The following is a 21,944-nucleotide window of genomic DNA, read 5'->3' as shown; positions in this document are numbered from 1 at the left end:
GCAGCCCATGACTGTCGAGGGGGCAGGGTGCGAAGAAGTGCGAAAACCTGACGTCGACCCACATCTCGCGGTTCCTGTGGTCACGATGTCGAGATATAGTGGCCAGCGACTCATTGTTGAAAAGGAGAGTTTCATGCCTTTGTCCGCCGACCAGCAGGCCGAAATCGAGGCACAACGGGCGCAGTCACAACCGACGCGCCGTGTCGTGGCCGAGGGCATGGAGGATCATCTCTACACGGCGCATCAAGTGCTGGACCATGGCTTTGTTCGCGTGATCGACTATATGGGGGATGACGCTGCCATTTGTCAGGCCGCTCGGGTGTCCTATGGCAAGGGCACCAAATCGGTACAGAATGATGAAGGGCTAATTCGCTATCTGATGCGCCATTGGCACTCGACCCCGTTCGAGATGTGCGAGATCAAATTGCACGTCAAACTGCCCGTCTTTGTTGCCCGCCAGTGGATCCGCCATCGGACCGCGAATGTGAACGAATACTCGGCCCGCTATTCGATCCTGGACCGCGAATTCTATATCCCGGCCCCCGAACATGTGGCGGCACAATCCGAGATCAACAACCAGGGCCGGGGCGAAGCGCTGCAAGGGGAAGAGGCCGCGCGTGTGCTGGAAATCCTCAAGGCCGACAGCGCGCGCTGCTACGACAATTACGAGGCGATGATTGATCAGGACGGCCAGCAGGGTCTGGCCCGTGAACTCGCGCGGATGAACCTGCCCGCCAATATCTATACCCAATGGTATTGGAAGGTTGATTTGCACAACCTGTTCCACTTCCTGCGCCTGCGCGCCGATCCACATGCGCAATACGAGATCCGTGTCTATGCGGATGCCATGTGCAAAATCGTGTCGGACTGGGTGCCCTTTGCCTATCGCGCGTTCGAAGATTACCGATTGGGTGCGGTGAGTCTGTCGGCCCAGATGGTCACTTGCCTGCGCCGTATGCTGGCCGGCGAGGATGTGACGCAAGAGACATCAGGCCTGACGGCGCGGGAATGGCGTGAGTTTCAGGATGTGATACGCGAAGGCTGAATTCGCATATCAGTTGTCTATACAAGGCGTCATGAAACCGTTACATTGGTTTCATGATACTGAGACAATCGATGAACGGAATTGGCCTTGCTTTGCTACTGGCAGGTACGGCGCAGGCGAAATCACCGATCGCTGAGGTGATCTGCGAACCGACCGAGCGCATGCATGACAAGCTGGAACGTCATTTCCGGGCGCAGCAGACCGCCTCTGGCATGCGTGGCCCGGAGCAAATGATGGAGGTCTGGACCAGCGAAACTGGCGATTGGACCATGGTTGTGACCTACGCCACCGGCACGTCCTGCATCGTGGCCATGGGCTAACACTGGTTTGCCCACGAACAGGACAATCCTGCGCGGGGATAGGTCTTGTTGTGTGGTTAACGGCCGCTAATTGGCCGTCAACCTGAATAAATCTCACCCGGTTTACGGGTGGAACCGATTACAATGGCTTCAAATCAGCCGCCATCTGACGACCGTCGCGTCCGTCCTGCAACTCGTACGAGACCTTTTGATTATCAGCGAGCCCGGTCAGACCGGAACGTTCAACGGCTGAGATATGCACAAACACGTCTTTGCCGCCTTCATCGGGGGCGATAAACCCGTAGCCTTTAGTGGTATTAAACCATTTCACGGTGCCGGTTGGCATTTCCCGTGTCTCCTTCTACTTTCACGTCATCCCCTAAATTGGCGGGGCAGTGGTTGGCGCGATCGCAATACAACACTGTTTCGCCCAAACGATACGGCCCGGATTGCGTGTTTCACCTTTTTCAACATTGCACGGTAAAGCAAAAAATCAAGAATAACCGGGATCAGTTGGCGTTTTTGCCCATTTTTGCATCAAAAACAGGAACTCTCGAAATATGCGCCTTTATGGACTAAAGACTTGCGATACTTGTCGTAAGACACTGAAATATCTTCCAAATGCCGAGTTTGTTGACGTCAGGGCAGAGGGTGTACCGAAATCGGTCCTTTCGCAAGCGTTTGAAACTTTCGGCAAGGCTTTGCTCAATACCCGATCGACCACATGGCGCGAATTGGACGAAACTCAACGCACACGGCCGCCGCTGGAGCTTTTGGTTGATCATCCCACATTGATGAAACGGCCTTTGATCGAGAACGAGGGCGCACTTTTCCTGGGGTGGACTGAAGAAACCCGTAAAAGTCTTGGCATCGCTTGATCGGCTTCTTACCTGAACCCGACCAGTTTGGAGAATGATAAATGCGCAACGCCGCCATGATCTTGGGTATCGTCGCTGGCCTGATCGGAATGATAGTCGGTTTCTTTGGATATGGTTTTGTCGCGCTGATCAATCAGTTCGGAGAAATCGAAGGCCTTGCAGAGCAGGTCGACAACCCGGGATTGGTGCAGACCGTGTCAATCTTGGCGCCGCTTTTGGCCATCGCGGGTGGTGCAATGGCGCATGCGAGGGCTTTGGTTGCGGGTGTGTTTTTGCTGATTTCAGCTGCGGGCATGTACTACGCCTTTGGTTTTGGCGCTTTCACCATGTTCCCGATTGTGTTTGCCGGAGTGGCAGGCGTCCTTGGGCTGGCCGCGGGAAAACCGGATCAGCCCAAGGCACATTTCTAGATCACTTCAGACGCAACAGACGGTCCAGCGACAGCGGACCTGCGCCATTGATAAAGATCACAAGGAACAGGAACGTCCACATCACACGCTGATCCATCAGGTCAGGCGCGGAATTGAACAAGCTGCCCAGTGTAACGCCGTGGCCGGTGACATCGACCAGGGTTTGAACCCAGACAAAGCCGATCATCGCCAAGGCGGCAAAGCGGGTGAGCAAGCCGACCAACAGCAAAGCAGGCAGAACGAACTCTGCAACCGTGCCAAAGAAAATCACGACGCGCTGGAAAAAGGTCATTTGCGTGACGTCATACAAAACCGCTTCGGCTGCCTTCGGGAAGATCTGGCCAAAGGCACCGGCGGAGGCCGAGAAGATCGAGCCGTCGATCTTCAGCGAGGCCGAGTTCCAGTAATACACAAGAAGGACGGCGATAAAGACCAGCCGTGCCAGGGTTGGGGTCAGCCAACCGGATTTGGCATCCACCGTTTCGACAGCGTTGTTGTAGGATGAGATCAGGGCAATCATGTCTCCAGCCTTTCGAGAGTCACAGAAGTTATAGCTTCGCCCTGAAGCAGTAGGGCGAGTGTGGTTCCAAGGTCGAACTCGGAGGTTTCGGCGGCGGTCGCCTCATAGGCTTGGCCGATGGTTTGCCCGTCTTGCAGGCGGTTGATCCAGTCTGCTCCACCAGGGGGCAAGACGTGGGGTTGAGGGTCGTAATCGGGCCGGGTGATCAGGATATCCTGACCTCCGGGCTGGGGTTTCGGAGCGTCGGGCTGTGTGTTGAACACCCAGATCGCATGAATCGGCCATTCCGATTTCAGTACCTCTAGAGACGGCGCCAGACCCAATTTGGCACGCATCAGATCTTCGGGATCTATGGCAAGCGCCTCAGCCGGGATCGGCTGCGCATCTGCTGCGTGATAGGACCGCCTGAGGGCCAGTTCCAGACGCGCGACGTCCGGCAGGTATCCCAGATGCGATAGCTGCTGCATGCCAGCTAGAAAACTTGGAAACTCTTCGCCATAGAACATCATCAAAGGCGAGGTCGGTGGGTGTTGGCGCAAGAAAATCCCGGCCAGCCCATCCATGTTCTGCGTGCCAAGCAACTTGGTGATCACAGGAAACGCCTGATGCATGGCCTCAGTCAGAGAGACCGCGACATTGTTGCGATAGACGCTAAAGCGTCGTCCTGCCGGCTGCGCTTGAGCGTCCAGCAAGCCCTTCGGCACCGGTTGATTGGCATCCAACAGGGCAGAGCGAAAACTGGATTGGCTCACACTCATGCCGGGATCCGATCCAATGCGGTCTGCGCACGTTTGGCCTCGGCCCGCAGCACAGGCCAATCCGGAACATCGGTGTCCCATTCGACCAGCAGGGGTTTGGGGCCAGAACGTTCCAACACGTAGTCCAGCAAGGCCCAAACGGGGTCGACCACTTCACGGCCGTGACTGTCGATCAACAGAGGGCGACCGTGATCATCCTCGTCCTCGTCATGGCCGCCTAAGTGAATTTCGTCCACTTTTTCAAGCGGATATGCGTCGATATACCCTTGGGGCGAATAGGCGAGATTGGTGGCGGACACGAAGACGTTGTTGACGTCCAAAAGCAGGCCGCAACCAGTGCGGTTCGAAACTTCGCGCAGAAAATCGGTCTCGGACCAGGTGCTTTCCTCGAAGGCAAGATAGCTGGAGGGGTTTTCCAGCAGCATCTGCCGCCCAACCACGTCCTGCACTTGATCGATATGCTGGCAGACGCGGGCCAAAGTGCTGTCGGTATAGGGAAGCGGCAGCAGGTCATTCAGGAATTGGCTGTCATGAGTCGACCAGGCCAGATGCTCGGAAAAGCTGGCTGGATTCAACCATCCAACCAAGTGTTTCAACCGCGCAAGGTGGTCTGGAGCAAGTGGACCTTCGCCACCGATCGACAAGCCAACGCCGTGCACGGAAATGGGAAACTGTTCGGAGAGGTGACGCAGCTGCGCCAGAGGACGCCCGCCGTCACCCATGTAATTCTCGGCATGTATTTCCAGCCATGCCACTGGGTCTGCATGCTCGAGTATCTGGGAAAAATGCTGAGGTTTATATCCCACACCCGGTGCTGCGGGTAGGCGATTTGACCGATAAGTATTGTCCAACATTTTTCACTTCCTCAATCACGACGAAAGGGCGGGCGATGGTGCCCGCCCTTTTGCTGTTCTTAGGCTGCGCTTATGCGGGCAGGTCGCGCTCGAGCGGCTCCAGCGAACCTTCGCGCGGTGTGCCGTTGGCTTCGGCGGGCAGTTCGATCGAGGCGCAGGTACCTGCGTCAACCAAAGTCCATGCGTTGCCCTGATAATCGACGGTCGAGGTGCCCGCGCAGGTTGTGCCCGGGCCTGCGGCGCAGTCATTCTGACCGGCCAGCGAAATGCCATAGCACTTTTCTTTCGCTTGTGCGGAGGCGGTTGTTGCAACACCAGATACTGCGGCTGCTACTGCGGTTGCGATAACCAGGGACTTTGCTGTGTTCGACATCTCGGAAATCCTTCTAGTGACTGCGTATGTCTGCTTGTGACAATGACAAAGTAGTGGCTTGGACGCCCGAGGTGAATTCACGAGCCCGTGTCTCACAACCCCGTCAAAGACTGTCATGGCCTGTTGAAGGTTAACACATTGTTTTCGAATTGAAAATTGTAAATTGTTTCAATCCGGCCCGGTGTTCAGGGCCGGATTCAGGGCAATTTCACGCCGAATGTTACAGCAAGTCCGGTGGCGTTGCGGCTGTCGAAAGCTCATTTGTTACAACGTCAAGCGGCTGAACCTGCGTCTGTTTTTCACCCAGGCGACGCACGCTGACGGTGCGTTCTTCAACCTCGCGGTGTCCGATGGCCAGAATCACAGGGACTTTACCCACCGAGTGCTCGCGAACCTTGTAGTTGATCTTTTCGTTGCGAATGTCCGCTTCGGCCCGTACGCCAGCGGCACTCAGGGTTTCCACAACTTCGGCAACATAGGCGTCAGCATCCGAGGTGATCGATGCGACGACAACCTGACGCGGGGCCAGCCAGAAGGGCAGTTTGCCCGCGTGTTCTTCGATCAGGATGCCAATGAAGCGCTCGAACGAGCCCAGGCAAGCGCGGTGCAGCATGACGGGCCGGTGTTTGGCCCCATCCGCGCCGACATAGCTGGCGTCCAGCCGTTCAGGCAGAACGAAATCCACCTGGAACGTTCCGCATTGCCAGTCGCGCCCGATGGCGTCGGTCAAAACGAATTCCAACTTGGGGCCGTAGAATGCACCTTCGCCGGGGTTCAACTCGGGCTCCACTCCTGCAGCGCGGGTGGCGGTCAGCAGCGCCTCTTCGGCCTTGTCCCAGGTTTCGTCCGAACCAGCCCGCTGCTCGGGACGGTCCGAGAATTTGACCTTGAAGCTTTCAAATCCGAGGTCTTTGTAGACATCCGTGAGGAAGCCGATGAACCGCGCGCATTCATCGCCGATTTGATCCTCGGTCGAAAAGATATGCGCGTCATCCTGTGCAAAGCCGCGCACCCGCATGATCCCGTGCAGCGCGCCCGAGGGTTCATAGCGCGCGCACGAGCCGAACTCGGCCATGCGCAGCGGCAGGTCGCGATAGGATTTCAGGCCCTGTTTGAAGATCTCGACATGGCAGGGGCAGTTCATCGGCTTCAGAGCGTTCACAGCCTTTTCGCGGGCATGCTCCTCGTCAACTTCGACGATGAACATATGCTCTTGATACTTGTCCCAGTGGCCCGAACGTTCCCACAGTTTACGATCGACGACCTGCGGGGTGTTGACCTCGACATAGCCGCCCGCATGTTGCTTGCGGCGCATATAGTCCTGCAACTGAGTGTAGATGGTCCAGCCGTTGGGGTGCCAGAAGATCTGACCGGGGGCCTCTTCCTGCATGTGGAACAGGTCCATCTCGCGGCCCAGCTTGCGGTGGTCGCGCTTGGCGGCCTCTTCCAGCATATGCAGGTGAGCTTTGAGCTTTTCCTTACCGGTGAAGGCCACGCCATAAATGCGTTGCAACATCTGACGGTTGCTGTCGCCGCGCCAATAGGCTCCGGCGATGGACATCAGTTTGAACGCATCACCGGGCACCTGTCCGGTGTGCTGAAGATGCGGGCCGCGGCACAGGTCCTGCCAGTCGCCGTGCCAATACATGCGCAGCGGTTCATCGCCGGGGATGGCGTCGATCAACTCGACCTTATAGGGCTCGTTGTTCTCGGTGTAGAAATCAATCGCGCGCTGGCGGTCCCAGACCTCGGTGGTGACCGCTTCGCGTTTGTTGATGATCTCCTTCATCTTTTTCTCGATGGCGCCGAGATCTTCGGGGGTGAAAGGCTCGGCCCGGTCAAAGTCGTAATACCAGCCATTGTCGATGACGGGACCGATGGTGACCTTGGTGTCGGGCCAGATCTCCTGTACCGCTCGGGCCATGATATGCGCCAGATCGTGACGGATCAGCTCGTTGGCCTGCGCCTCATCCTTCATGGTGTGAATGGCGATTTGCGCATCAGCGTCAATGGGCCATTGCAGATCCCAGTGCTGGCCGTTCACCGTGGCCGAGATGGCCTTTTTTGCCAGCGAGGTCGAGATATCGGTGGCGACCTGCGCGGGAGTTACGCCTGCGTCATAAGATCGTGCATTGCCATCAGGAAAGGTGAGTGAGACGGATTTTGAATCCAGGGCCATTTCGGCTCTCCTCGTCGGTTTGGCGCCCACTGAACGCCCGGTTGCGGGTTATATGTGTCGCGCTGCTTTGGCAGGTGCAGGGACAGGTGTCAAGGGTTGGGGCGAGGGGCGCTGCCCCTCGCGCTCCCCGCCGTATTTGGAACAAGAAGAAGCAGGGGCGATTGCGCTTGCGACGGGCGCGTGCATGATGCTTGGAAAAGTGAAGAGGGTTTCATGGCAGCGACGGAATTTCTGCAGACGGCGCAAGGGCGGCGGTTGGCTTATCACAAGAGTGCCGGCGTCGGCCCGACGATAGTGTTCTTGGGAGGGCTGAAATCGGATATGGAGGGCACCAAAGCGGTGCACTTGGAGGCTTGGGCACAGGCGCGCGGGCAGGCATTTTTGCGCTTTGACTATTCGGGCCACGGCGAAAGCTCGGGTGCGTTTACGGACGGGTGTATCGGGGATTGGCACGAAGATACTCTGGCGGCAATGGACGCATTGACGGAAGGGCCCTTGGTGGTTGTTGGATCGTCCATGGGCGGGTGGCAGGCGTTGCTTTTGGCGCGGGCCAAGCCCGAGCGGATTGCCGGGCTGGTCACGATCGCGGCGGCGCCTGATTTCACCGAAGATGGCTATTGGGCGTCCTTCTCAGACGCTCAGAAGGCGGCGCTAGAAGCGGTGGGCCATGTGGAATTGCCGTCGGATTACATGGAGCCTTACATCATCACAAAGCGGATGATCGAAGATGGGCGCAGGCGGCTGGTGCTGCGGACGCCCTTGGACCTGCCGTTTCCGGTGCGGTTTCTGCAGGGCACAGCGGATACGGCAGTGTCGACAGAGACAGCTGTGCGGTTGATCGAGCATGCCACGGGCCCGGATATGCGGTTGTTGCTGGTCAAGGATGCGGATCACAGGTTCTCGGACGGGCCGTGCCTGCAGATGATCGAGCAGGCGGTTCTGGATGTGATGGGTGATCATTGATGCGCAGGGCTGGCTGGGTGATTGGCCGGATCCTGTTGATCCTTTTGCTGGTTGGTGTCGGAGTTTGCCTGATTGCCCCGCGAGAGCCTGTAGATTTGAACCCGCGCTTTGATGCCCGCAAGTTTGGCGAAGGGGTGCAGGTCTATTTTGAAAGCGTCGAAAGCGGTTTTGACGATATCGTTCCGGGCGTGGAAAAGCGGGTGATCTGGCAGGAGGGGTTCCGGGAACAACGCACGCGGTACGCCGTGCTCTATATCCATGGGTTTTCTGCCAGCTCTGAGGAAATCCGCCCGGTGCCGGATCTTCTAGCCGACGCACTTGGCGCCAATCTGGTTTATACCCGTCTGCAGGGGCATGGCCGTGAGGGTGCGGCGATGGGGGAAGCCACCGCAGTTGGGTGGATGGAGGACACGGCAGAGGCTTTGGCCGCCGCGCGGGCTGTCGGGGATGAGGTCATTGTTTTGTCGACATCAACCGGCGGTACGCTGGCTGCGGCGGCTGCCTTGGATCGTGAGCTGAGCCAGAAGGTGGCGGCGATGATCTTTGTCTCGCCCAATTTTGGCGTCAACACGCCGGGTGCCTGGGTGCCCACCTTGCCACTGGCCCGCACTTGGTTGCCTCTTGTGATGGGGGATGTCCGCAATCCGCCGGGGCCAGACCCCGAGAGGAACCTGTATTGGTCGACGAATTATCCGTGGACGGCTGTTGTGCCGATGTCTGTTCTGGTGGACGCGGTTTATGCGTTGGATTTTGCGGGTGCACAAAACCCGGCTTTGTTCTGGTTCTCAGAAGATGATCAGGTCGTACGCCCTGACCGGACACATGATGTGGCGCGCGCTTGGGGAGGGTTTGCTACGGCCAACCTCGTGACAATGGGTCCGGATGATGATCCGCAGTCACATGTCATTGCGGGCCGATTGATGTCTCCCGGACAGACCGAAGATGCGGTGGCCGGTATGCTCGCCTGGCTGGCCGAGCAAGGGATCGAATGATGCGCAAACCGAAAAGCATGTGGAGCCTTGAAACTTTGGGCCGCGTGCGGTTGTCGCGTCACTTTTTCATGCGCGAGTTTCTGTATTCCGAAATCGGAAACATTCACCAGATCCAGAATATCCCCGACGACCCCGACCTTGCCATCGAAACGGGGCGGGCTCTGTGTGAAACCTTGCTGGATCCACTGCAGGAAACCTTTGGTCGGATCGCCATCCGGTCGGCCTATCGTGCGCCGGATTTGAACCGGTTCGGCAATGAAAACAAACTGAACTGCGCGCGCAATGACAATCCGATGGAATGTCATATCTGGGATCGCGGCAGCGGCGAGGATCGCATCGCCGGGGCCTCAGTCGTGATCCCCTGGTTTGCGGATCGCTATGCAAAGGGGCGCGATTGGCGGGATCTGGCCTGGTGGATGCATGACCATATCGACTATTCCGAGATTTGGTTTTTCCCCAAGCTTTGCGCATTCAATTTGGTGTGGCGACCAACGCCTGTGAAGCGGATCGATAGCTATATTGCGCCCCGAGGCTGCCTGCTGCGCCCCGGTGGGACGCCAGATGAAAGGCTTGAGGAGCGCCAAACACGTTATGGTGATTTCCCAAGTTTTCGCGGGATCCGGTATCCGGTGTGACGAGATGAGCAAGAGGTGTCTTTTGAAAAGACGGGTCATATTGGCCGGAATGATGTCGGCTTCGTTGGTGCCCGATCAGATTTGGGCCGCGCCCGAAGGGAAACGACGCGCAGAGGGACGGTTTACCACTGGAAGTACCGCGGGCGGTGTGTCGCTTTTTCAGAATGCGGATCAATGGGCTGTCTATCTTGAGATGGATTTTGTCCATGACGGCTCGCCGGATCCGTGGGTTGCGCTGGGTCAGGATGGTTTTCGCCGCGACGCCATCATCGGAGAGCTGACGCAGTTTCGGGGCGCACAGAGTTTTCCGATTGGGCCCAAGCTTACGCCGATCGAATTTAACGAGGTCTATATCTGGTGCGTCCAACACAACACGTCGCTTGGTCGGGCCAGGCTGACTTGGCTTTAGGGATACAGTGCCGCGCGTTCAGATTTTGACAGGGTTGTCGGGGTGACGCAGGGCGTTCCTGTTGCGACATCGAAAAAGGGTGTGTTTTTCCAGCGCCCCACGAGACGGGACGGCACAATCCGTTTGACTAGCCCCCACGCTGCGTAATGCAGCTTTTCATGTGATTGTTTGCCATTCCCGCGCGGGACGAAGCCGCGTGTGGTCACAGGGCCAATAGACACAGGGGCGCGTAACCGGTTCACGTCAAAACCCGCAAACGGGATTTTGGGGGTGGGGCTTGTCGTTGCCAACGGCGCGTTACAGCACTTGGCGTACCAGCGCAGCATGCCTTTGGGGCTAAGGCGCATGCAGGAGAGGTTCTCTTTGCCGGACAGGAATGTGATCTCTTCCGGTGACATTTGAAAGACATTCACCGGACCCGGAGCAGGGTCGGGTTGTCCGAAATAAACCTGGGCCGCGCGGCAGTCGTGACAAAAGCACACAACATGAGTCCCGGTTCGCGCACCACGCTCGGAAATGCGTCCTGTCAGCGCCCCGCATGAGCAGGAAAAGATCAACCCCTGGTCAGGGCCGGGGGTCATGCCACCTTGTTGCTGTTCGCGGCGCGGCGGCGGGGTTTCTTGCGGCTATTTTCATTCATGAAATCAATCACAAGCGGGCGGATGTTGTCGCGCCAGCTGCGCCCTGCGAAGATGCCATAGTGACCCGCACCGGGTTCCACATGGCTGGCCTTCTTGCTGTCCGGCAGACCGGTGCACAGGTCAAGCGCCGCGATACACTGGCCCGGGGCCGAGATGTCGTCATTGGCGCCTTCGACAGATTTGACCGCGACATCCGTGATCTTGCCGATATCAACCTTGTGCCCGGCCACGACGAATTCATTGCGGGCGATCTCGCGGTTCTTGAAGACACGTTCGACTGTGGACAGATAGAATTCTGCGGTCATGTCCATCACGGCCAGATACTCATCGTAGAACCGGTTATGGGCATCGTGGTCTGACGCTTCATCCCGCATCACACGCTGAATCTGATCGGTGAAAGCCTTGCTGTGGCGTTCGGCGTTCATCGACATGAACGACGCCAGTTGCAGCAGTCCAGGATAGACCATGCGACCAACGCCCTTGTACTTGAAACCGACACGCTGGATCATGGTTTCTTCCAGTTGCCCCATCGTGACGCGCCGTCCGAAATCTGTCACTTCTGTGGGGGTGGCGTCCGGGTCAACCGGGCCACCGATCAGCGTCAGGGTGCTGGGCTGGGCTTTGGGCTCGACCTCGGCCAGATAGGCGGTGGCGGCCAGAGTGAGCGGCGCCGGTTGGCACACCGCGACCACGTGGGATTCGGGGCCCAATTCTTTCATGAAATCGACCAGGTAAAGCGTGTAGTCTTCGACGTCGAACTTGCCTTCGGACACCGGGATATCGCGGGCATTGTGCCAATCGGTGATATAGACTTCGCAATTCACCAGCAGACTTTTGACGGTTGACCGCAGCAAGGTGGCGTAGTGGCCCGACATAGGCGCAACCAGCAAGACTTTGCGAGGCTGTTCCTCGCGGCCGTTGACGCGGAAGTGGATCAGGTCGCCGAAGGGGCGTTCCAAAACAGTCACGACATCGACCAGATGATCTTTGCCGTCCTCGCAGGTGAAGGCGTGGATACCCCAGTCGGGCTTGACGACCATGCGTTGAAATGTACGCTCGGTCACCTCGCCCCAGGCGGCCATCCAGTTGAAGGCCGGATTAGGGATCATCGAGAATTGCGGGTAGGAGGCCATGGCACTTGCGGTAGCACCAAGCCACTGGTTGGTGTTACGCATGGTTTCCATCAGGTCATAAGTCATCATATAACGCATGGTACGGGCCTCCTGTTTGATTGCCCGAGTGTTCGGACCACACGTCGCTTTGCCCGAAGGTTAAAGCCACGTTATTCTGCACAGCAGCAAGGGTAAGTGGGAATAGTTAAAATGACAACCAGTGATGGCCAAACTCCTGAATTGACCGAAGAACATATTGAACGCCTTAAGGAAAATATGGAGAAAGTCGAAGCATTGTCCAAGCGGCTGGTCGAAGTCATGGCCGGAAAACAAACCCATTCCCCCGCGCTGGACGGCCCGAATCAAGAGCTTTTTGCAAAAGCAGCAACGGCTTACTGGACCGAGACTCTGCAGAATCCGGCCAAGATCCTGGAACAGCAAATCGAGTATTGGGGTAAGTCGGTGCTGAACTTTGCCGAAGCGCAGCAGGCGATGGCAAAAGGCGAGGTGGGTGAACCCAGTCAGGTTTCCAAAGATCGTCGTTTTTCCAATCCCATGTGGGACACAAACCCCTATTTCCGCTTCATCCGCCAGCAATATCAGACAAATGCTGAAGCCATTGAACAGGCGGTTGCGTCAGTTGAAGAGATGGATTCGAAAGACAAGCAGCGCCTGCGCTATTTTTCGCAGCAGATTATCGACATGATGGCGCCGACGAATTTTCTGGCCACCAATCCGGACGCATTGGAAAAAGCCGTCGAGACCGAAGGTCAGTCGCTGATCAAGGGGCTCGAGAATCTGGTCTCTGATCTAGAAGCGAACAACGGAGAATTGGTGGTCAAACTGGCCGATGACAGCGCGTTCGAAGTAGGTGGCAACATCGCGACGACGCCGGGCGACGTGATCTATCGCAACCGCATGATCGAGCTGATCCAGTATAAAGCTGTGACAGACACTGTGCATGAGACACCCATTGTCTTGTTTCCCCCCTGGATCAACAAATTCTATATCCTCGACCTGAAAGCCCAAAACAGCCTGATCAAATGGGTTACCGAACAAGGGTACACCCTGTTTGTCGTGAGCTGGGTAAATCCAGATGAGTCCTTTGCCGATGTCGGGATGGAAGACTATATTCAAGACGGCTTTTTGACCGCGATCGAAGAGGTCAAGAAAATCTGCAAGGTGAAACAGGTGAATGCCGTTGGCTATTGCATTGCCGGGACCACCTTAAGCCTGACGCTGTCTTTGCTGAAACAGCGTGGTGACAAATCGGTCAAGTCAGCAACGTTCTTTACCACGCTGACAGATTTCGGAGAGCAGGGTGAGTTCACCCCGTTTTTGCAAAACGACTTTGTCGACGGGATTGAGGACCAGATCACCAAGGATGGTATTTTGCGCGCCTGGATACTGGGCCGAACCATGTCGTTCCTGCGCTCGCGTGATCTGATCTATACGCCCGCAATCCGCAGCTACATGATGGGGGAAACACCACCCGCGTTTGATCTTTTGTTCTGGAACGGTGACGGCGCGAACCTGCCCGGAAAGATGGCCATTCAATACCTGCGCGGACTTTGCCAGAGAAACGATTTCGTCGGCAGTGGGTTTGACCTGATGGGGCACAAGCTGCAGATCAGTGATGTGGATGTTCCCGTGATGGCGATCACTTGTGAAACGGATCATATTGCCGCCTGGAAAGACTGTTACCGCGGCGTGCAGCAGATGGGGGCGCGCTCGAAAACCTTTGTGGTGTCTGAATCCGGCCACATCGCGGGTATTGTGAACCCGCCGAGCAAAAAGAAATACGGTCACTACACCAACTCTGATCTCAAAGCCGATGCTGACGACTGGATGAAGGGTGCCACGTTCAACGACGGGTCGTGGTGGCCTCTGTGGGAGGCATGGCTGAAGAAACGTTCTGGCAAGCAAGTTCCTGCACGTCAGACCGGTGATTCGGATCATCCGAGCCTTGCACCGGCCCCTGGTGAGTATGTGAAGGTCAAGGCAAGCGCCTGATTTCATTTTGAGATTAAAAATTTTCTGCACTGCAGCAAGAAAAAACTTGAAATGCTGCGACGCAGCAATCATATTGCCTTCAAGCTGATGAAAACCGGGGTGGTCCCGGAGCGGCTAGAAGGATTTAGGACAATGGCAAAGACCCAAGACTTTACCGCAGTCATGAAAGACATGATGGGCGCGTTCCCGATCGACACATCGGCACTGGAAGACGCATTCAAGTCGACTGCATCGCTGAACGAAAAACTGTCTGGCGTAGCGCTGGACGCGGCTGAGAAATCGGCAGAGATCTCGAACAAATGGACCAAAGAAACTCTGGCCAAGCTGACCGAGATGTCGAAAGCCAAAGCAGAGCCTGCTGACTACGCAAAAGCTGCAACCGACTTCGCAAGCGCGTCGGCTGAAGTTGCTGCCGAAAACATGGCTGCTTTCGCTGAGATCGCCAAAAAAGTTCAGTCGGAAACTGTTGAGCTGCTGATGGCTGCCGGCAAAGAAGCTGCAGAAGATGCAACTGCTGCCGTCAAGAAAGCAACCAACGAAGTAACCGCTGCTGCCAAGAAAGCAACAGCGGCCAAATAAGCCGAACCTGCGGTCGGCACCTTTCCCTCCCAACTGGTGCTATCGCGTCGGGCAGGTCATTTGACCTGCCCTTTCTTTTTGTTCTGCACTCGCATAACCTATGCTGCAATGCATCATCATTGGGGAGGGTCAACGGTGGCAGAACAAGAAAAGCCTTTGCTGATCAAACGCTACGCAAGTCGGCGGTTGTACAACACCGAAACCAGCGACTACGTAACGCTTGAAGACATTGCGGGGTTCATCCGTGATGGTCGTGAGGTGCAGATCATCGATCTGAAAACCGGCGATGACCTAACGCGCCAATACCTTCTTCAAATTATCGCAGAACATGAAAGCCGGGGCGAGAATGTGTTGCCGGTGAACGTGCTCAACGACCTTGTGCGCAGCTATATGGTGCCGGGCGGGGGGATGATGCCGCAATTCCTGCAAAGCTCGTTCGAGATGCTGCGCGAAAGCCAGACCAAGATGATGGAGAACATGAACGCGATGAACCCGATGTCGCAGATGCCTGGGTTCGAAGCGATGCAGGCGCAGCAGCAGGCCTTTCTCAAGGCAATGACCGGTGGCCTGTCTGGGAACTGGTCCGGGCCGGACAGCGAAGCCGAAGGCGATGACGAGCCCAAGGAAGATCTGGACGACATCAAAAAGCAACTCGCCGAGTTGCAGCAAAAGCTGTCGAAACTCAGTTAATCCGCATCACTCGGGAAGGCCGGCGCGCCGCAAGCCTTCCAGCCATTTCTCCCAATCGTCGTCATAGCGCACGGGTACCATCTTGCGGACCATGGCGATGGTAAGGCTGGGCATGGTGTGCAGCAACCTGTCAACGGATGCCTGTGCCTCATCCGATTTGCCAAGCATCGCAAGCGAGGCCGCCTCTTGCCGCATCAAAGAGGCATAACCGGGGCTTTCCTTCAGGCCCGCGCGGGCGTTTTCAAGACAGATATCGAAACGGTCCGTCACATAGGCGGCAATTCCAAAGCCACCCCGCCAGAAGGCCCGCAAGGGATCCCGAGGGCTGAGGATGGTCGACTTTTCATAGGCTGCCTTGGCCTCGTCAAACCGACCTGCAATTCCATAGTAGGCTGCGAAGTTGCCAAACCCTGTCGCGAGGTTTGGATTAAGCGTCACCGCGCGTGACAAGTGAGTTTCAGCCTCGTCATATTCGCGCGCGAACATACTGGCCATGCCAAGCATCGCGTGGGCATGCGCATTGTTGTCGTCCAACCCGGTGGCGATACTTGCCGCATCTTTCGCCGACAAGATTGCGTCGCGCGTATCCGGCCGCCAGACATGCAGCATGGCCATCAAATCGCAAAGCGCAATGCCGGCATGCCCGTCACACAGGTTCGGGTCAGCCTCCACTGCGTTTGAGAGCAAAGCCCGCGCCGCGTCGTTGTCGGCTTTGGCGAACTTGCCCAAATGCCACCGGGCCTGCAGCACCTTGTCCCACGAGGATAGGCTATCAGGCCGTTTGGCCCGCGCGCGGCGCGTTTCGGCCCCCAGCGTTTCCGGCGCAACGGCTTGGACAATGGCCTGGGTGATCTCGTCTTGCACCGCAAAAATGTCGTCGATGGCGCGGTCGTACCGCTCGGCCCAGATATGAGCCCCTGTCGACCCGTCAATCAGCTGTGCCGTCACTCGGACCCTTTGACCGGCCTTGCGAACACTGCCTTCCAGCAAATAGCGTACCCCAAGATCGCGACAGACGTCGTCCACGCGAATGGCCTGGCCCTTATAGGTAAACGACGTGTTCCGCGCGATGACAAAGAATTCTCGGAAATGGGACAGGGCGGTGATGATGTCTTCGGCAATACCGTCCGAGAAATATTCCTGCTCCGGGTCGGCGGACATGTTGTCAAAGGCCAGAACTGCGATGCCCGGATTGTCGCTGATTGGCTGGGCCTCGGTGACGTTCTGCGGTGCCGGCGCGTCATCTGGGAACCATTGATAGATGCGCACGGGGTCTTCGATGTTCTTCAGACTATGCTCACCGCCATCCGAAAACATGGCACGTAGTCTTTGGCCGATCCCCTGTCGCACCATGTCCGAGATACAGATACCGCCGGGTTGCGCCTTCGCCTCAAGGCGGGCGGCAACATTGACGCCCTGGCCATAGATGTCGCCGCCTTCGATGATCACATCGCCCAGGTTGATCCCGATCCGCAGACGTAACTCGGGATCCGCCTCAGCCTCGATCTGCGTCTGCACCGCAATCGCGCAGGTGACCGCATCCGTGACGCTTGGGAATTCGACCAACGCACCATCGCCCATCAGCTTGACCAAACGCCCCGAATGCGCGGCGATTTGAGGATCGAACACGGTTTTGCGCAGGGTGAGCAGCTTGTCGAGGGTGCGTTGCTCGTCCCGCGCCATCAGGCTGGAATATCCAACGACATCAGCAGCAAGAATAGCGATCAGACGGCGGGGCATGGCGATCTCCGGACATCAGGTCCAATCGCCTGACGTCCGGTATTTGTACAAAATTTTCGACACTTGCCTACTTAAAAAGCTCGGGCTGTCAGGTGCCAAAGGCCTGCGCAGGCGTTGTCACATCAGCCACGGCAGCCAGCAGGATGTCGGCGATTACGTCCAGCTCTTCCCGTGTCAGACGGACCGGCAGGCGCACATCGCACGCTTTCATCAGCATGGCGCGGGTCTGGGGCAGGTCGAACTGCTCGGGCAGGAATTGCCAGTTCCAGAACGCCCGCGCGTTATCTTCGCTCAGGCCAAACACCTGAACCTTGACGCCGCGCGCCTCGGCGGCAGCGGCAAATTCGCGTGTTTCGGCTTCGCTCAGCCCAACCAGGTTGAACTGAATGGAATCAGGTGCGCGCCGTTCTGGGGCCAGCGGGGCAGGCACGTTGATATAGGGCGAGCTGTTCAGGCGTCCGGCCACATAGTCGTGGTTCACCAACCCGTCTTTCACACGCCGCGCAAGCTCCGGGATCTGTGGGCGGATAACTGCCGCGCTCAGATTGCTCATCCGCAGGTTATAAAGCGGCAACTGGTTCTGCCAGCGGGCAAAGGCTTCTACCAGATCCGACGTATTGTCGCCCTGCGGGCCTTTGTGTTTTTTCCAGTTATGCTCGTAAGCGCCCGACATGATCACCGCGCGGGCAACAAGATCCGCATCATCCGTGATCAGGATGCCACCTTCGCCCGCATTGATCATCTTGTAGGACTGGAATGAGAAACACCCGACCTTGCCAATCGTGCCGATATTGCGCCCGTGCCAGGTTGTGCCAAGCGAATGGGCCGCATCTTCGACCACCGGAATACCGCGCGCGTTGCACAGTTCCATGATTGCGTCCATATCCGAGGTATGGCCTCGCATGTGGCTGATGATCACCGCTTGAACATCGTCCAGCTTGGCCGCGAAATCCGTGATATCGATGCGATAGTTTTCACCGACCTCGCACAAGACCGGAATGCATTCCGCATGTACGACCGAGGACGGGACAGCGGCAAAGGTAAATCCGGGGATCAGCACCCGCGCGTCCCGCGGCAGACCCAACGCCTTGAGCGACAGGAACAGCGCAGCCGAGCAGGAAGAGACCGCCAGCGCGTATTTGGTTCCCAAAAGGGCCGCAAATTCCGCCTCAAGCAGGGCAACCGGCGCATCTTGCGGCGCGGTATAGCGAAACAGGTCGCCTGATTGCATCAGGGCGTCAATGGCATCTCGGGCTGCGGGAGGGATCGGTTCGGCGTCGTGGACGTTAGGAGGAAGCGTCATATTTGATTTTCCCAAATTCTATTATTTGGAAATATAAAGTAACGGGACTGTCAAACCAAGTGTTCATTCTGCCACTCGGCAAAATTTCACCAAACTGTCGTAGTTTTAGGGGATCAGACGCCCAAACGGTCGCGCAGCGCGTACCAGGTCATCGCCAGTGCCAAAAGCGGGCTGCGCAGCGCCGCGCCGCCGGGAAAGGGCAGGGCGGGCACGCGGGCCATGGTATCAAACCCTTCGGCCTGACCCCGAATGGCCAGCGCCATCAATTGACCTGCATGGGTTGCCGTGCCGACACCGTGGCCCGAATAGCCCGAGGCCGACAGGATGTTCCTGCCAACCCGGGCCATATAGGGCATACGTCGCATGGTAATGGCCAACGTCCCGCCCCAGGCATAGTCGATCTTTACGTCGCTCAAATGCGGAAAGATCTCACTCATGGGTTTGCGCACTTTCGCCGCGATGTCAGCGGGAAAACGATAGCCATAGCTTTCACCACCCCCAAACAAAAGACGGTTATCGGCGCTGAGGCGGAAATAGTTCACAACAAACTTGGTGTCGGCAACAGCCACGTCCTGGGTCAGAACCCGCGCGGCCTCGGCGCCCAAAGGCTCGGTTGCCGCGATGAAATTGTTGATCGGCATGACCCGCGTCGCCACCTGGCCCTGCAACGCGCCCAGATAGCCATTGCAGGCCAGGATCACATGAGCGGCTTTCACCTGGCCCTTCGCTGTTCGCACGATGGCCGGATCGGTTTCCTCCAGACCGGTGACCTCGGTGCTTTCAAAGATCCGCACGCCCGTCGCAGCCGCAGCTTTTGCCAGACCCAGCGCGTAGTTCAGCGGATGCAGATGCGCAGCACCCCGATCCAGATATCCGCCACAATAGGCGGGCGAGGGGCAGAGGTCATGGCCACCCGCCGCGTCCAGCAGTTCCATCTGGTCATAGCCATAGCGGTCCGACAAATGCGCCGCGTGATCGTGCAACTCTTGCTGCTCGCTACGGTTGAGGCCCAGAACCGCCACGCCCGGTTTCAGGTCACATGCGATCTGGTGCTTCGCGATCAGCGATTTGACCAACTCTTTCGCATCCTCGGCCAAATCCCAAAGCTTTGCAGCGTCATCGTCGCCGACCAGCTTTTCCAGATCTTCCTGATCCATCCGCTGCGCGCTGCCCAACTGGCCGCCATTGCGACCCGAGGCACCAAACCCGACCCGGTGCGCCTCAAGCAGCACAACATCCATCCCGGCCTCGGCCAGATGCAGCGCCGCCGACAGGCCGGTATAGCCGCCACCCACGATGCACACATCCGCTTTCAGATCTTCCTCAAGCGCCGGAAACCGCTCCATTGGGTTGGCCGTGGCCGCGTACCAGCTGCCCGGATATTCGCCCCTACGGTCGTTGGAATAGAGCAGATTCATCTTCTTCTCGTTCCAAATACGGAAATCCCGAACAGCCCCAAAAGCTCAGACATTCAGCAACAGATGCTCCCGTTCCCAAGGTGAAATTACCTGAAGGAACTCCTCATACTCGGCACGTTTGACGATGCCATAAACACGCGCGAATTCAGGGCCCAGAACCTGGTGGAGCGCTTCGGCCTCATCAAACAGATCCAAAGCGCTGCCCATGACCTGGGGGATGTCCCCGTCGCCATCATAGGCATCGCCATAGAACTGGCGGCGCGGGCGTTCCTGATTGACCATGCCCAAATACCCGCAAGCCAGCGAGACAGCGATGCCCAGATAGGGGTTACAGTCCATCCCGGCGATGCGGTTTTCAACCCTGCGGCTGTCCGGCCCCGACAGGGGCACCCGGATCCCGGTTGTGCGGTTGTCGCGCGCCCATTCCAGATTGATCGGTGCCGCATGGTCTTTCACATAGCGGCGATAGGAATTTACATATGGCGCCATCACGGCCAGCCCAGCGGGCAGATGGTTTTGCAGCCCGGCGATGAAGTTATAGAACGCATCCGTCTCGCCACCTTGCGGGCCCGAGAAGATGTTCTGCCCGGTCTCCAGATCGGTGATCGAGTGGTGAATGTGCATCGCCGATCCCGGCTCATCCGCAATGGGTTTGGCCATAAAGGTGGCAAAGCAGTTGTGCCGTAAGGCGGCCTCGCGGATCAGGCGTTTGAAATAGAACACTTCATCCGCCAGTTTCACCGGATTGCCGTGACGCAGATTTATCTCAAGCTGACCTGCACCGCCTTCCTGGGTGATGCCGTCGATCTCGAAACCCTGGTGCTCGGCGAAATCATAGATATCGTCGATCACCGGGCCAAACTCGTCCACCGCCGTCATCGAATAGGCCTGCCGCGCGGCTGCCGGTCGGCCTGAGCGCCCCATCATCGGCTTGATGCCCTGCGCGGGGTCGACATTCGGGGCGACCAGAAAGAACTCCATCTCGGGCGCGACAACCGGCTTCCAGCCTTTGTCATGATAGAGCTGCACAACGCGTTTCAGCACGTTACGTGGGCTGAAAGGGATCGGGTTTTCGTCGCGGTCATAGGCGTCATGGATCACCTGCAAGGTCCAGTCCCCGGTCCAGGGCGCGGCGGATGCGGTCGAGAAATCGGGCTTGAGGATCATGTCGCGTTCAATGAACCCATCCTCGCCCGCGGCCTCTCCCCAATCGCCGGTGATGGTTTGGTAAAAGATGCTGTCCGGCAGGTGGAAATAGGCCTGTTTGGCGAATTTCGATGCGGGCACGGCCTTGCCGCGCGCGATGCCTGGCAGGTCCGAGATGATGCACTCGACCTCATCCAGACGCTGACCTTCGATATAGGTTTGTGCCGCTTGCGGCAGCTCGTCTTTCCAGTCGGCCATCAGGCCCTCTCTTTCTTCAAGAAGTCAGCCATGAATTGGGCGATGCGCTTGTTGTCATCGTGGCTGCCCATGCGCGTGGTTGCCGAGTCCAAAAGCGGGTCCGGTATCGCGCCTTTGCCGCGTGTTTCGATCAATCCGCGCTGAAACCCATCAGTATGTTCCGGGTGCGGTTGCACCGTCCAGATCGTGTCCCCGTAAGCTACCACCGCATTGCGGCAAAACGCATTCGAACCCAAAACCTTGGCGCCCTCGGGCAGCTTGGTGACCTGATCCTGATGCCATGCGTTCAACGCCACGGTTTCGCCGTTCAGCTGATATTCCGTGCGACCAACGGCCCAACCTTCGCGGAATTTCTCGACCGTGCCGCCAAGCGCCTGCGCAATGATCTGGTGCCCAAAGCACACACCGATCAGCGGTCGCCCGCTGCGTTGAATGGCCCGGATCAGATCCTCTAGCGGCGGGATCCAGGGCAGATCTTCATAAGCTCCGTGGCGCGACCCGGTGATGATCCAGCCATCGGCAGCCTCGGGGCTTGCAGGGAATTCCCCGTCGACCACGGCAAACGAGACATAGTCGAACCCATTGCCTTCCAGCAATGTGCTGAACATGGTGTCGTATTCACCGAACTCGTTGAGCAGTTCGTCAGGCGGATGGCCGGTCAGAAGGATGCCAATTTTCATAGGTCACCAAATTTGATCAAATTTATCCTAAGGCCGGAACTCGGGGCGG

At 57.6% G+C, this 21,944-nt stretch carries 24 protein-coding genes; 11 read left to right on the top strand and 13 right to left on the bottom strand.

The genetic code is table 11. From position 1 onward, the window contains the following. Positions 1–133: 133 nt before the first annotated feature. Together thyX and GOW40_RS02550 are read left to right on the top strand one after the other, a co-directional pair. Entirely contained in the window at positions 134–1,045 is a 912-nt protein-coding gene (gene thyX / locus GOW40_RS02555) for an FAD-dependent thymidylate synthase (protein ID WP_171098244.1), read from the top strand. A gap of 71 nt (positions 1,046–1,116) precedes the next feature. Further along, positions 1,117–1,365, top strand: a complete 249-nt coding sequence (locus GOW40_RS02550; protein ID WP_171128829.1) for a hypothetical protein — start codon at positions 1,117–1,119, stop codon at positions 1,363–1,365. 118 nt (positions 1,366–1,483) lie between these two features. Here GOW40_RS02550 and GOW40_RS02545 read toward each other — a convergent pair whose 3' ends face one another. Further along, complete coding sequence (locus tag GOW40_RS02545) at positions 1,484–1,690, bottom strand: cold-shock protein (RefSeq protein WP_008758035.1); 207 nt, start codon at positions 1,688–1,690, stop codon at positions 1,484–1,486. A 214-nt stretch (positions 1,691–1,904) separates the two neighbouring features. On the opposite strand from GOW40_RS02545, the gene GOW40_RS02540 reads away from it, so the two are divergent. Both GOW40_RS02540 and GOW40_RS02535 read left to right on the top strand, forming a co-directional pair. After that, the gene (locus GOW40_RS02540; protein ID WP_171230850.1) at positions 1,905–2,222 is read left to right on the top strand and encodes an arsenate reductase family protein; all 318 of its coding nucleotides are present in this window, start codon (positions 1,905–1,907) and stop codon (positions 2,220–2,222) included. Positions 2,223–2,263: 41 nt separating this feature from the next. Next, positions 2,264–2,632, top strand: a complete 369-nt coding sequence (locus GOW40_RS02535) for a hypothetical protein (RefSeq protein ID WP_171128833.1) — start codon at positions 2,264–2,266, stop codon at positions 2,630–2,632. A 1-nt stretch (position 2,633) separates the two neighbouring features. Here the strand turns inward: GOW40_RS02535 and GOW40_RS02530 are convergent, their stop codons facing one another. The 5 genes from GOW40_RS02530 to thrS form a co-directional block, all read right to left on the bottom strand. Beyond that, a complete protein-coding gene (locus GOW40_RS02530) occupies positions 2,634–3,152 on the bottom strand; it encodes a DoxX family membrane protein (protein WP_171098252.1) in 519 nt (172 codons plus the stop codon). Next, entirely contained in the window at positions 3,149–3,910 is a 762-nt protein-coding gene (locus GOW40_RS02525) for a DUF2063 domain-containing protein (RefSeq protein WP_171128841.1), read from the bottom strand. The genes GOW40_RS02530 and GOW40_RS02525 overlap by 4 nt, the downstream gene beginning before the upstream one ends. Beyond that, the gene (locus GOW40_RS02520; protein ID WP_171128843.1) at positions 3,907–4,764 is read right to left on the bottom strand and encodes a DUF692 family multinuclear iron-containing protein; all 858 of its coding nucleotides are present in this window, start codon (positions 4,762–4,764) and stop codon (positions 3,907–3,909) included. The genes GOW40_RS02525 and GOW40_RS02520 overlap by 4 nt, the downstream gene beginning before the upstream one ends. A 70-nt stretch (positions 4,765–4,834) precedes the next feature. Then, entirely contained in the window at positions 4,835–5,137 is a 303-nt protein-coding gene (locus GOW40_RS02515) for a DUF2282 domain-containing protein (RefSeq protein WP_171098257.1), read from the bottom strand. Between the two features lie 220 nt (positions 5,138–5,357). Further along, complete coding sequence (gene thrS, locus GOW40_RS02510) at positions 5,358–7,316, bottom strand: threonine--tRNA ligase (protein WP_171128845.1); 1,959 nt, start codon at positions 7,314–7,316, stop codon at positions 5,358–5,360. 213 nt (positions 7,317–7,529) lie between these two features. On the opposite strand from thrS, the gene GOW40_RS02505 reads away from it, so the two are divergent. From GOW40_RS02505 to GOW40_RS02490, 4 genes are read left to right on the top strand one after another with little or no spacing between them, the layout of a single operon-like run. Then, positions 7,530–8,279, top strand: coding sequence for an alpha/beta fold hydrolase (locus tag GOW40_RS02505; RefSeq protein WP_171128847.1), 750 nt, complete (start codon positions 7,530–7,532; stop codon positions 8,277–8,279). Next, the gene (locus tag GOW40_RS02500; protein ID WP_171230849.1) at positions 8,279–9,271 is read left to right on the top strand and encodes a carboxylesterase; all 993 of its coding nucleotides are present in this window, start codon (positions 8,279–8,281) and stop codon (positions 9,269–9,271) included. Before GOW40_RS02505 ends, GOW40_RS02500 begins: the two co-directional genes overlap by 1 nt. Positions 9,272–9,288: 17 nt before the next feature. Continuing rightward, on the top strand, positions 9,289–9,906 hold the full coding sequence (locus tag GOW40_RS02495) for a hypothetical protein (protein WP_171130452.1): 618 nt from the start codon (positions 9,289–9,291) through the stop codon (positions 9,904–9,906). Positions 9,907–9,958: 52 nt separating this feature from the next. Then, a complete protein-coding gene (locus tag GOW40_RS02490) occupies positions 9,959–10,315 on the top strand; it encodes a twin-arginine translocation pathway signal protein (RefSeq protein WP_171128851.1) in 357 nt (118 codons plus the stop codon). Here GOW40_RS02490 and GOW40_RS02485 read toward each other — a convergent pair. Further along, positions 10,312–10,896 carry a DUF6151 family protein gene (locus GOW40_RS02485; protein WP_171128853.1) on the bottom strand — a complete coding sequence of 195 codons (585 nt, stop codon included), beginning with the start codon at positions 10,894–10,896 and terminating at the stop codon, positions 10,312–10,314. The genes GOW40_RS02490 and GOW40_RS02485 overlap by 4 nt on opposite strands. Further along, positions 10,893–12,167, bottom strand: a complete 1,275-nt coding sequence (phaZ, locus tag GOW40_RS02480; RefSeq protein ID WP_171098270.1) for a polyhydroxyalkanoate depolymerase — start codon at positions 12,165–12,167, stop codon at positions 10,893–10,895. The genes GOW40_RS02485 and phaZ overlap by 4 nt, the downstream gene beginning before the upstream one ends. Positions 12,168–12,278: 111 nt before the next feature. Between phaZ and GOW40_RS02475 the strand changes: the two genes are divergently transcribed. The 3 genes from GOW40_RS02475 to phaR all read left to right on the top strand — a co-directional run bounded on the left by GOW40_RS02475 (position 12,279) and on the right by phaR (position 15,350). Next, positions 12,279–14,081, top strand: a complete 1,803-nt coding sequence (locus tag GOW40_RS02475; protein ID WP_171128855.1) for an alpha/beta hydrolase — start codon at positions 12,279–12,281, stop codon at positions 14,079–14,081. 132 nt (positions 14,082–14,213) lie between these two features. Next, the gene (locus tag GOW40_RS02470) at positions 14,214–14,660 is read left to right on the top strand and encodes a phasin family protein (RefSeq protein ID WP_171098273.1); all 447 of its coding nucleotides are present in this window, start codon (positions 14,214–14,216) and stop codon (positions 14,658–14,660) included. A gap of 135 nt (positions 14,661–14,795) precedes the next feature. Further along, positions 14,796–15,350: a polyhydroxyalkanoate synthesis repressor PhaR gene (phaR, locus tag GOW40_RS02465; protein WP_171098275.1), complete on the top strand. Its 555-nt coding sequence runs from the start codon at positions 14,796–14,798 to the stop codon at positions 15,348–15,350. 6 nt (positions 15,351–15,356) lie between these two features. On the opposite strand, the gene GOW40_RS02460 is transcribed toward phaR, so the two are convergent. The 5 genes from GOW40_RS02460 to GOW40_RS02440 all read right to left on the bottom strand — a co-directional run bounded on the left by GOW40_RS02460 (position 15,357) and on the right by GOW40_RS02440 (position 21,895). Next, positions 15,357–17,090: an adenylate/guanylate cyclase domain-containing protein gene (locus tag GOW40_RS02460; protein ID WP_171128857.1), complete on the bottom strand. Its 1,734-nt coding sequence runs from the start codon at positions 17,088–17,090 to the stop codon at positions 15,357–15,359. An 88-nt stretch (positions 17,091–17,178) separates the two neighbouring features. After that, the gene (locus tag GOW40_RS02455; protein WP_171128859.1) at positions 17,179–18,393 is read right to left on the bottom strand and encodes a DegT/DnrJ/EryC1/StrS aminotransferase family protein; all 1,215 of its coding nucleotides are present in this window, start codon (positions 18,391–18,393) and stop codon (positions 17,179–17,181) included. A 113-nt stretch (positions 18,394–18,506) separates the two neighbouring features. Then, positions 18,507–19,811: an FAD-binding oxidoreductase gene (locus GOW40_RS02450; protein ID WP_171128861.1), complete on the bottom strand. Its 1,305-nt coding sequence runs from the start codon at positions 19,809–19,811 to the stop codon at positions 18,507–18,509. A gap of 45 nt (positions 19,812–19,856) precedes the next feature. Beyond that, positions 19,857–21,215, bottom strand: coding sequence for a glutamine synthetase family protein (locus tag GOW40_RS02445; RefSeq protein WP_171128863.1), 1,359 nt, complete (start codon positions 21,213–21,215; stop codon positions 19,857–19,859). Then, complete coding sequence (locus GOW40_RS02440; RefSeq protein WP_171128865.1) at positions 21,215–21,895, bottom strand: type 1 glutamine amidotransferase; 681 nt, start codon at positions 21,893–21,895, stop codon at positions 21,215–21,217. Before GOW40_RS02440 ends, GOW40_RS02445 begins: the two co-directional genes overlap by 1 nt. Positions 21,896–21,944 lie beyond the last annotated feature (49 nt).

This window comes from Ruegeria sp. HKCCA6707 (assembly GCF_013033515.1).
Taxonomy (GTDB): Bacteria; Pseudomonadota; Alphaproteobacteria; order Rhodobacterales; family Rhodobacteraceae; genus Ruegeria.
Note: the sequence above shows the minus strand (reverse complement) of the source record. Positions and strands in the feature narration are given on the sequence as shown.

Bases quoted from the DNA above. Each gene is read 5' to 3' on its own strand.
- GOW40_RS02475 (WP_171128855.1), top strand. From the start codon at position 12,279: ATGACAACCAGTGATGGCCAAACTCCTGAATTGACCGAAGAACATATT.
- phaZ (WP_171098270.1), bottom strand. From the start codon at position 12,167: ATGCGTTATATGATGACTTATGACCTGATGGAAACCATGCGTAACACC.
- GOW40_RS02550 (WP_171128829.1), top strand. From the start codon at position 1,117: ATGAACGGAATTGGCCTTGCTTTGCTACTGGCAGGTACGGCGCAGGCG.
- GOW40_RS02445 (WP_171128863.1), bottom strand. From the start codon at position 21,215: ATGGCCGACTGGAAAGACGAGCTGCCGCAAGCGGCACAAACCTATATC.
- GOW40_RS02530 (WP_171098252.1), bottom strand. From the start codon at position 3,152: ATGATTGCCCTGATCTCATCCTACAACAACGCTGTCGAAACGGTGGAT.
- GOW40_RS02525 (WP_171128841.1), bottom strand. From the start codon at position 3,910: ATGAGTGTGAGCCAATCCAGTTTTCGCTCTGCCCTGTTGGATGCCAAT.
- GOW40_RS02520 (WP_171128843.1), bottom strand. From the start codon at position 4,764: ATGTTGGACAATACTTATCGGTCAAATCGCCTACCCGCAGCACCGGGT.
- GOW40_RS02470 (WP_171098273.1), top strand. From the start codon at position 14,214: ATGGCAAAGACCCAAGACTTTACCGCAGTCATGAAAGACATGATGGGC.
- GOW40_RS02505 (WP_171128847.1), top strand. From the start codon at position 7,530: ATGGCAGCGACGGAATTTCTGCAGACGGCGCAAGGGCGGCGGTTGGCT.
- GOW40_RS02485 (WP_171128853.1), bottom strand. From the start codon at position 10,896: ATGACCCCCGGCCCTGACCAGGGGTTGATCTTTTCCTGCTCATGCGGG.
- GOW40_RS02440 (WP_171128865.1), bottom strand. From the start codon at position 21,895: ATGAAAATTGGCATCCTTCTGACCGGCCATCCGCCTGACGAACTGCTC.
- thrS (WP_171128845.1), bottom strand. From the start codon at position 7,316: ATGGCCCTGGATTCAAAATCCGTCTCACTCACCTTTCCTGATGGCAAT.
- GOW40_RS02460 (WP_171128857.1), bottom strand. From the start codon at position 17,090: ATGCCCCGCCGTCTGATCGCTATTCTTGCTGCTGATGTCGTTGGATAT.
- GOW40_RS02495 (WP_171130452.1), top strand. From the start codon at position 9,289: ATGTGGAGCCTTGAAACTTTGGGCCGCGTGCGGTTGTCGCGTCACTTT.
- GOW40_RS02515 (WP_171098257.1), bottom strand. From the start codon at position 5,137: ATGTCGAACACAGCAAAGTCCCTGGTTATCGCAACCGCAGTAGCAGCC.
- GOW40_RS02535 (WP_171128833.1), top strand. From the start codon at position 2,264: ATGCGCAACGCCGCCATGATCTTGGGTATCGTCGCTGGCCTGATCGGA.
- GOW40_RS02500 (WP_171230849.1), top strand. From the start codon at position 8,279: ATGCGCAGGGCTGGCTGGGTGATTGGCCGGATCCTGTTGATCCTTTTG.
- GOW40_RS02450 (WP_171128861.1), bottom strand. From the start codon at position 19,811: ATGAATCTGCTCTATTCCAACGACCGTAGGGGCGAATATCCGGGCAGC.
- GOW40_RS02490 (WP_171128851.1), top strand. From the start codon at position 9,959: ATGTCGGCTTCGTTGGTGCCCGATCAGATTTGGGCCGCGCCCGAAGGG.
- GOW40_RS02455 (WP_171128859.1), bottom strand. From the start codon at position 18,393: ATGACGCTTCCTCCTAACGTCCACGACGCCGAACCGATCCCTCCCGCA.
- GOW40_RS02545 (WP_008758035.1), bottom strand. From the start codon at position 1,690: ATGCCAACCGGCACCGTGAAATGGTTTAATACCACTAAAGGCTACGGG.
- thyX (WP_171098244.1), top strand. From the start codon at position 134: ATGCCTTTGTCCGCCGACCAGCAGGCCGAAATCGAGGCACAACGGGCG.
- GOW40_RS02540 (WP_171230850.1), top strand. From the start codon at position 1,905: ATGCGCCTTTATGGACTAAAGACTTGCGATACTTGTCGTAAGACACTG.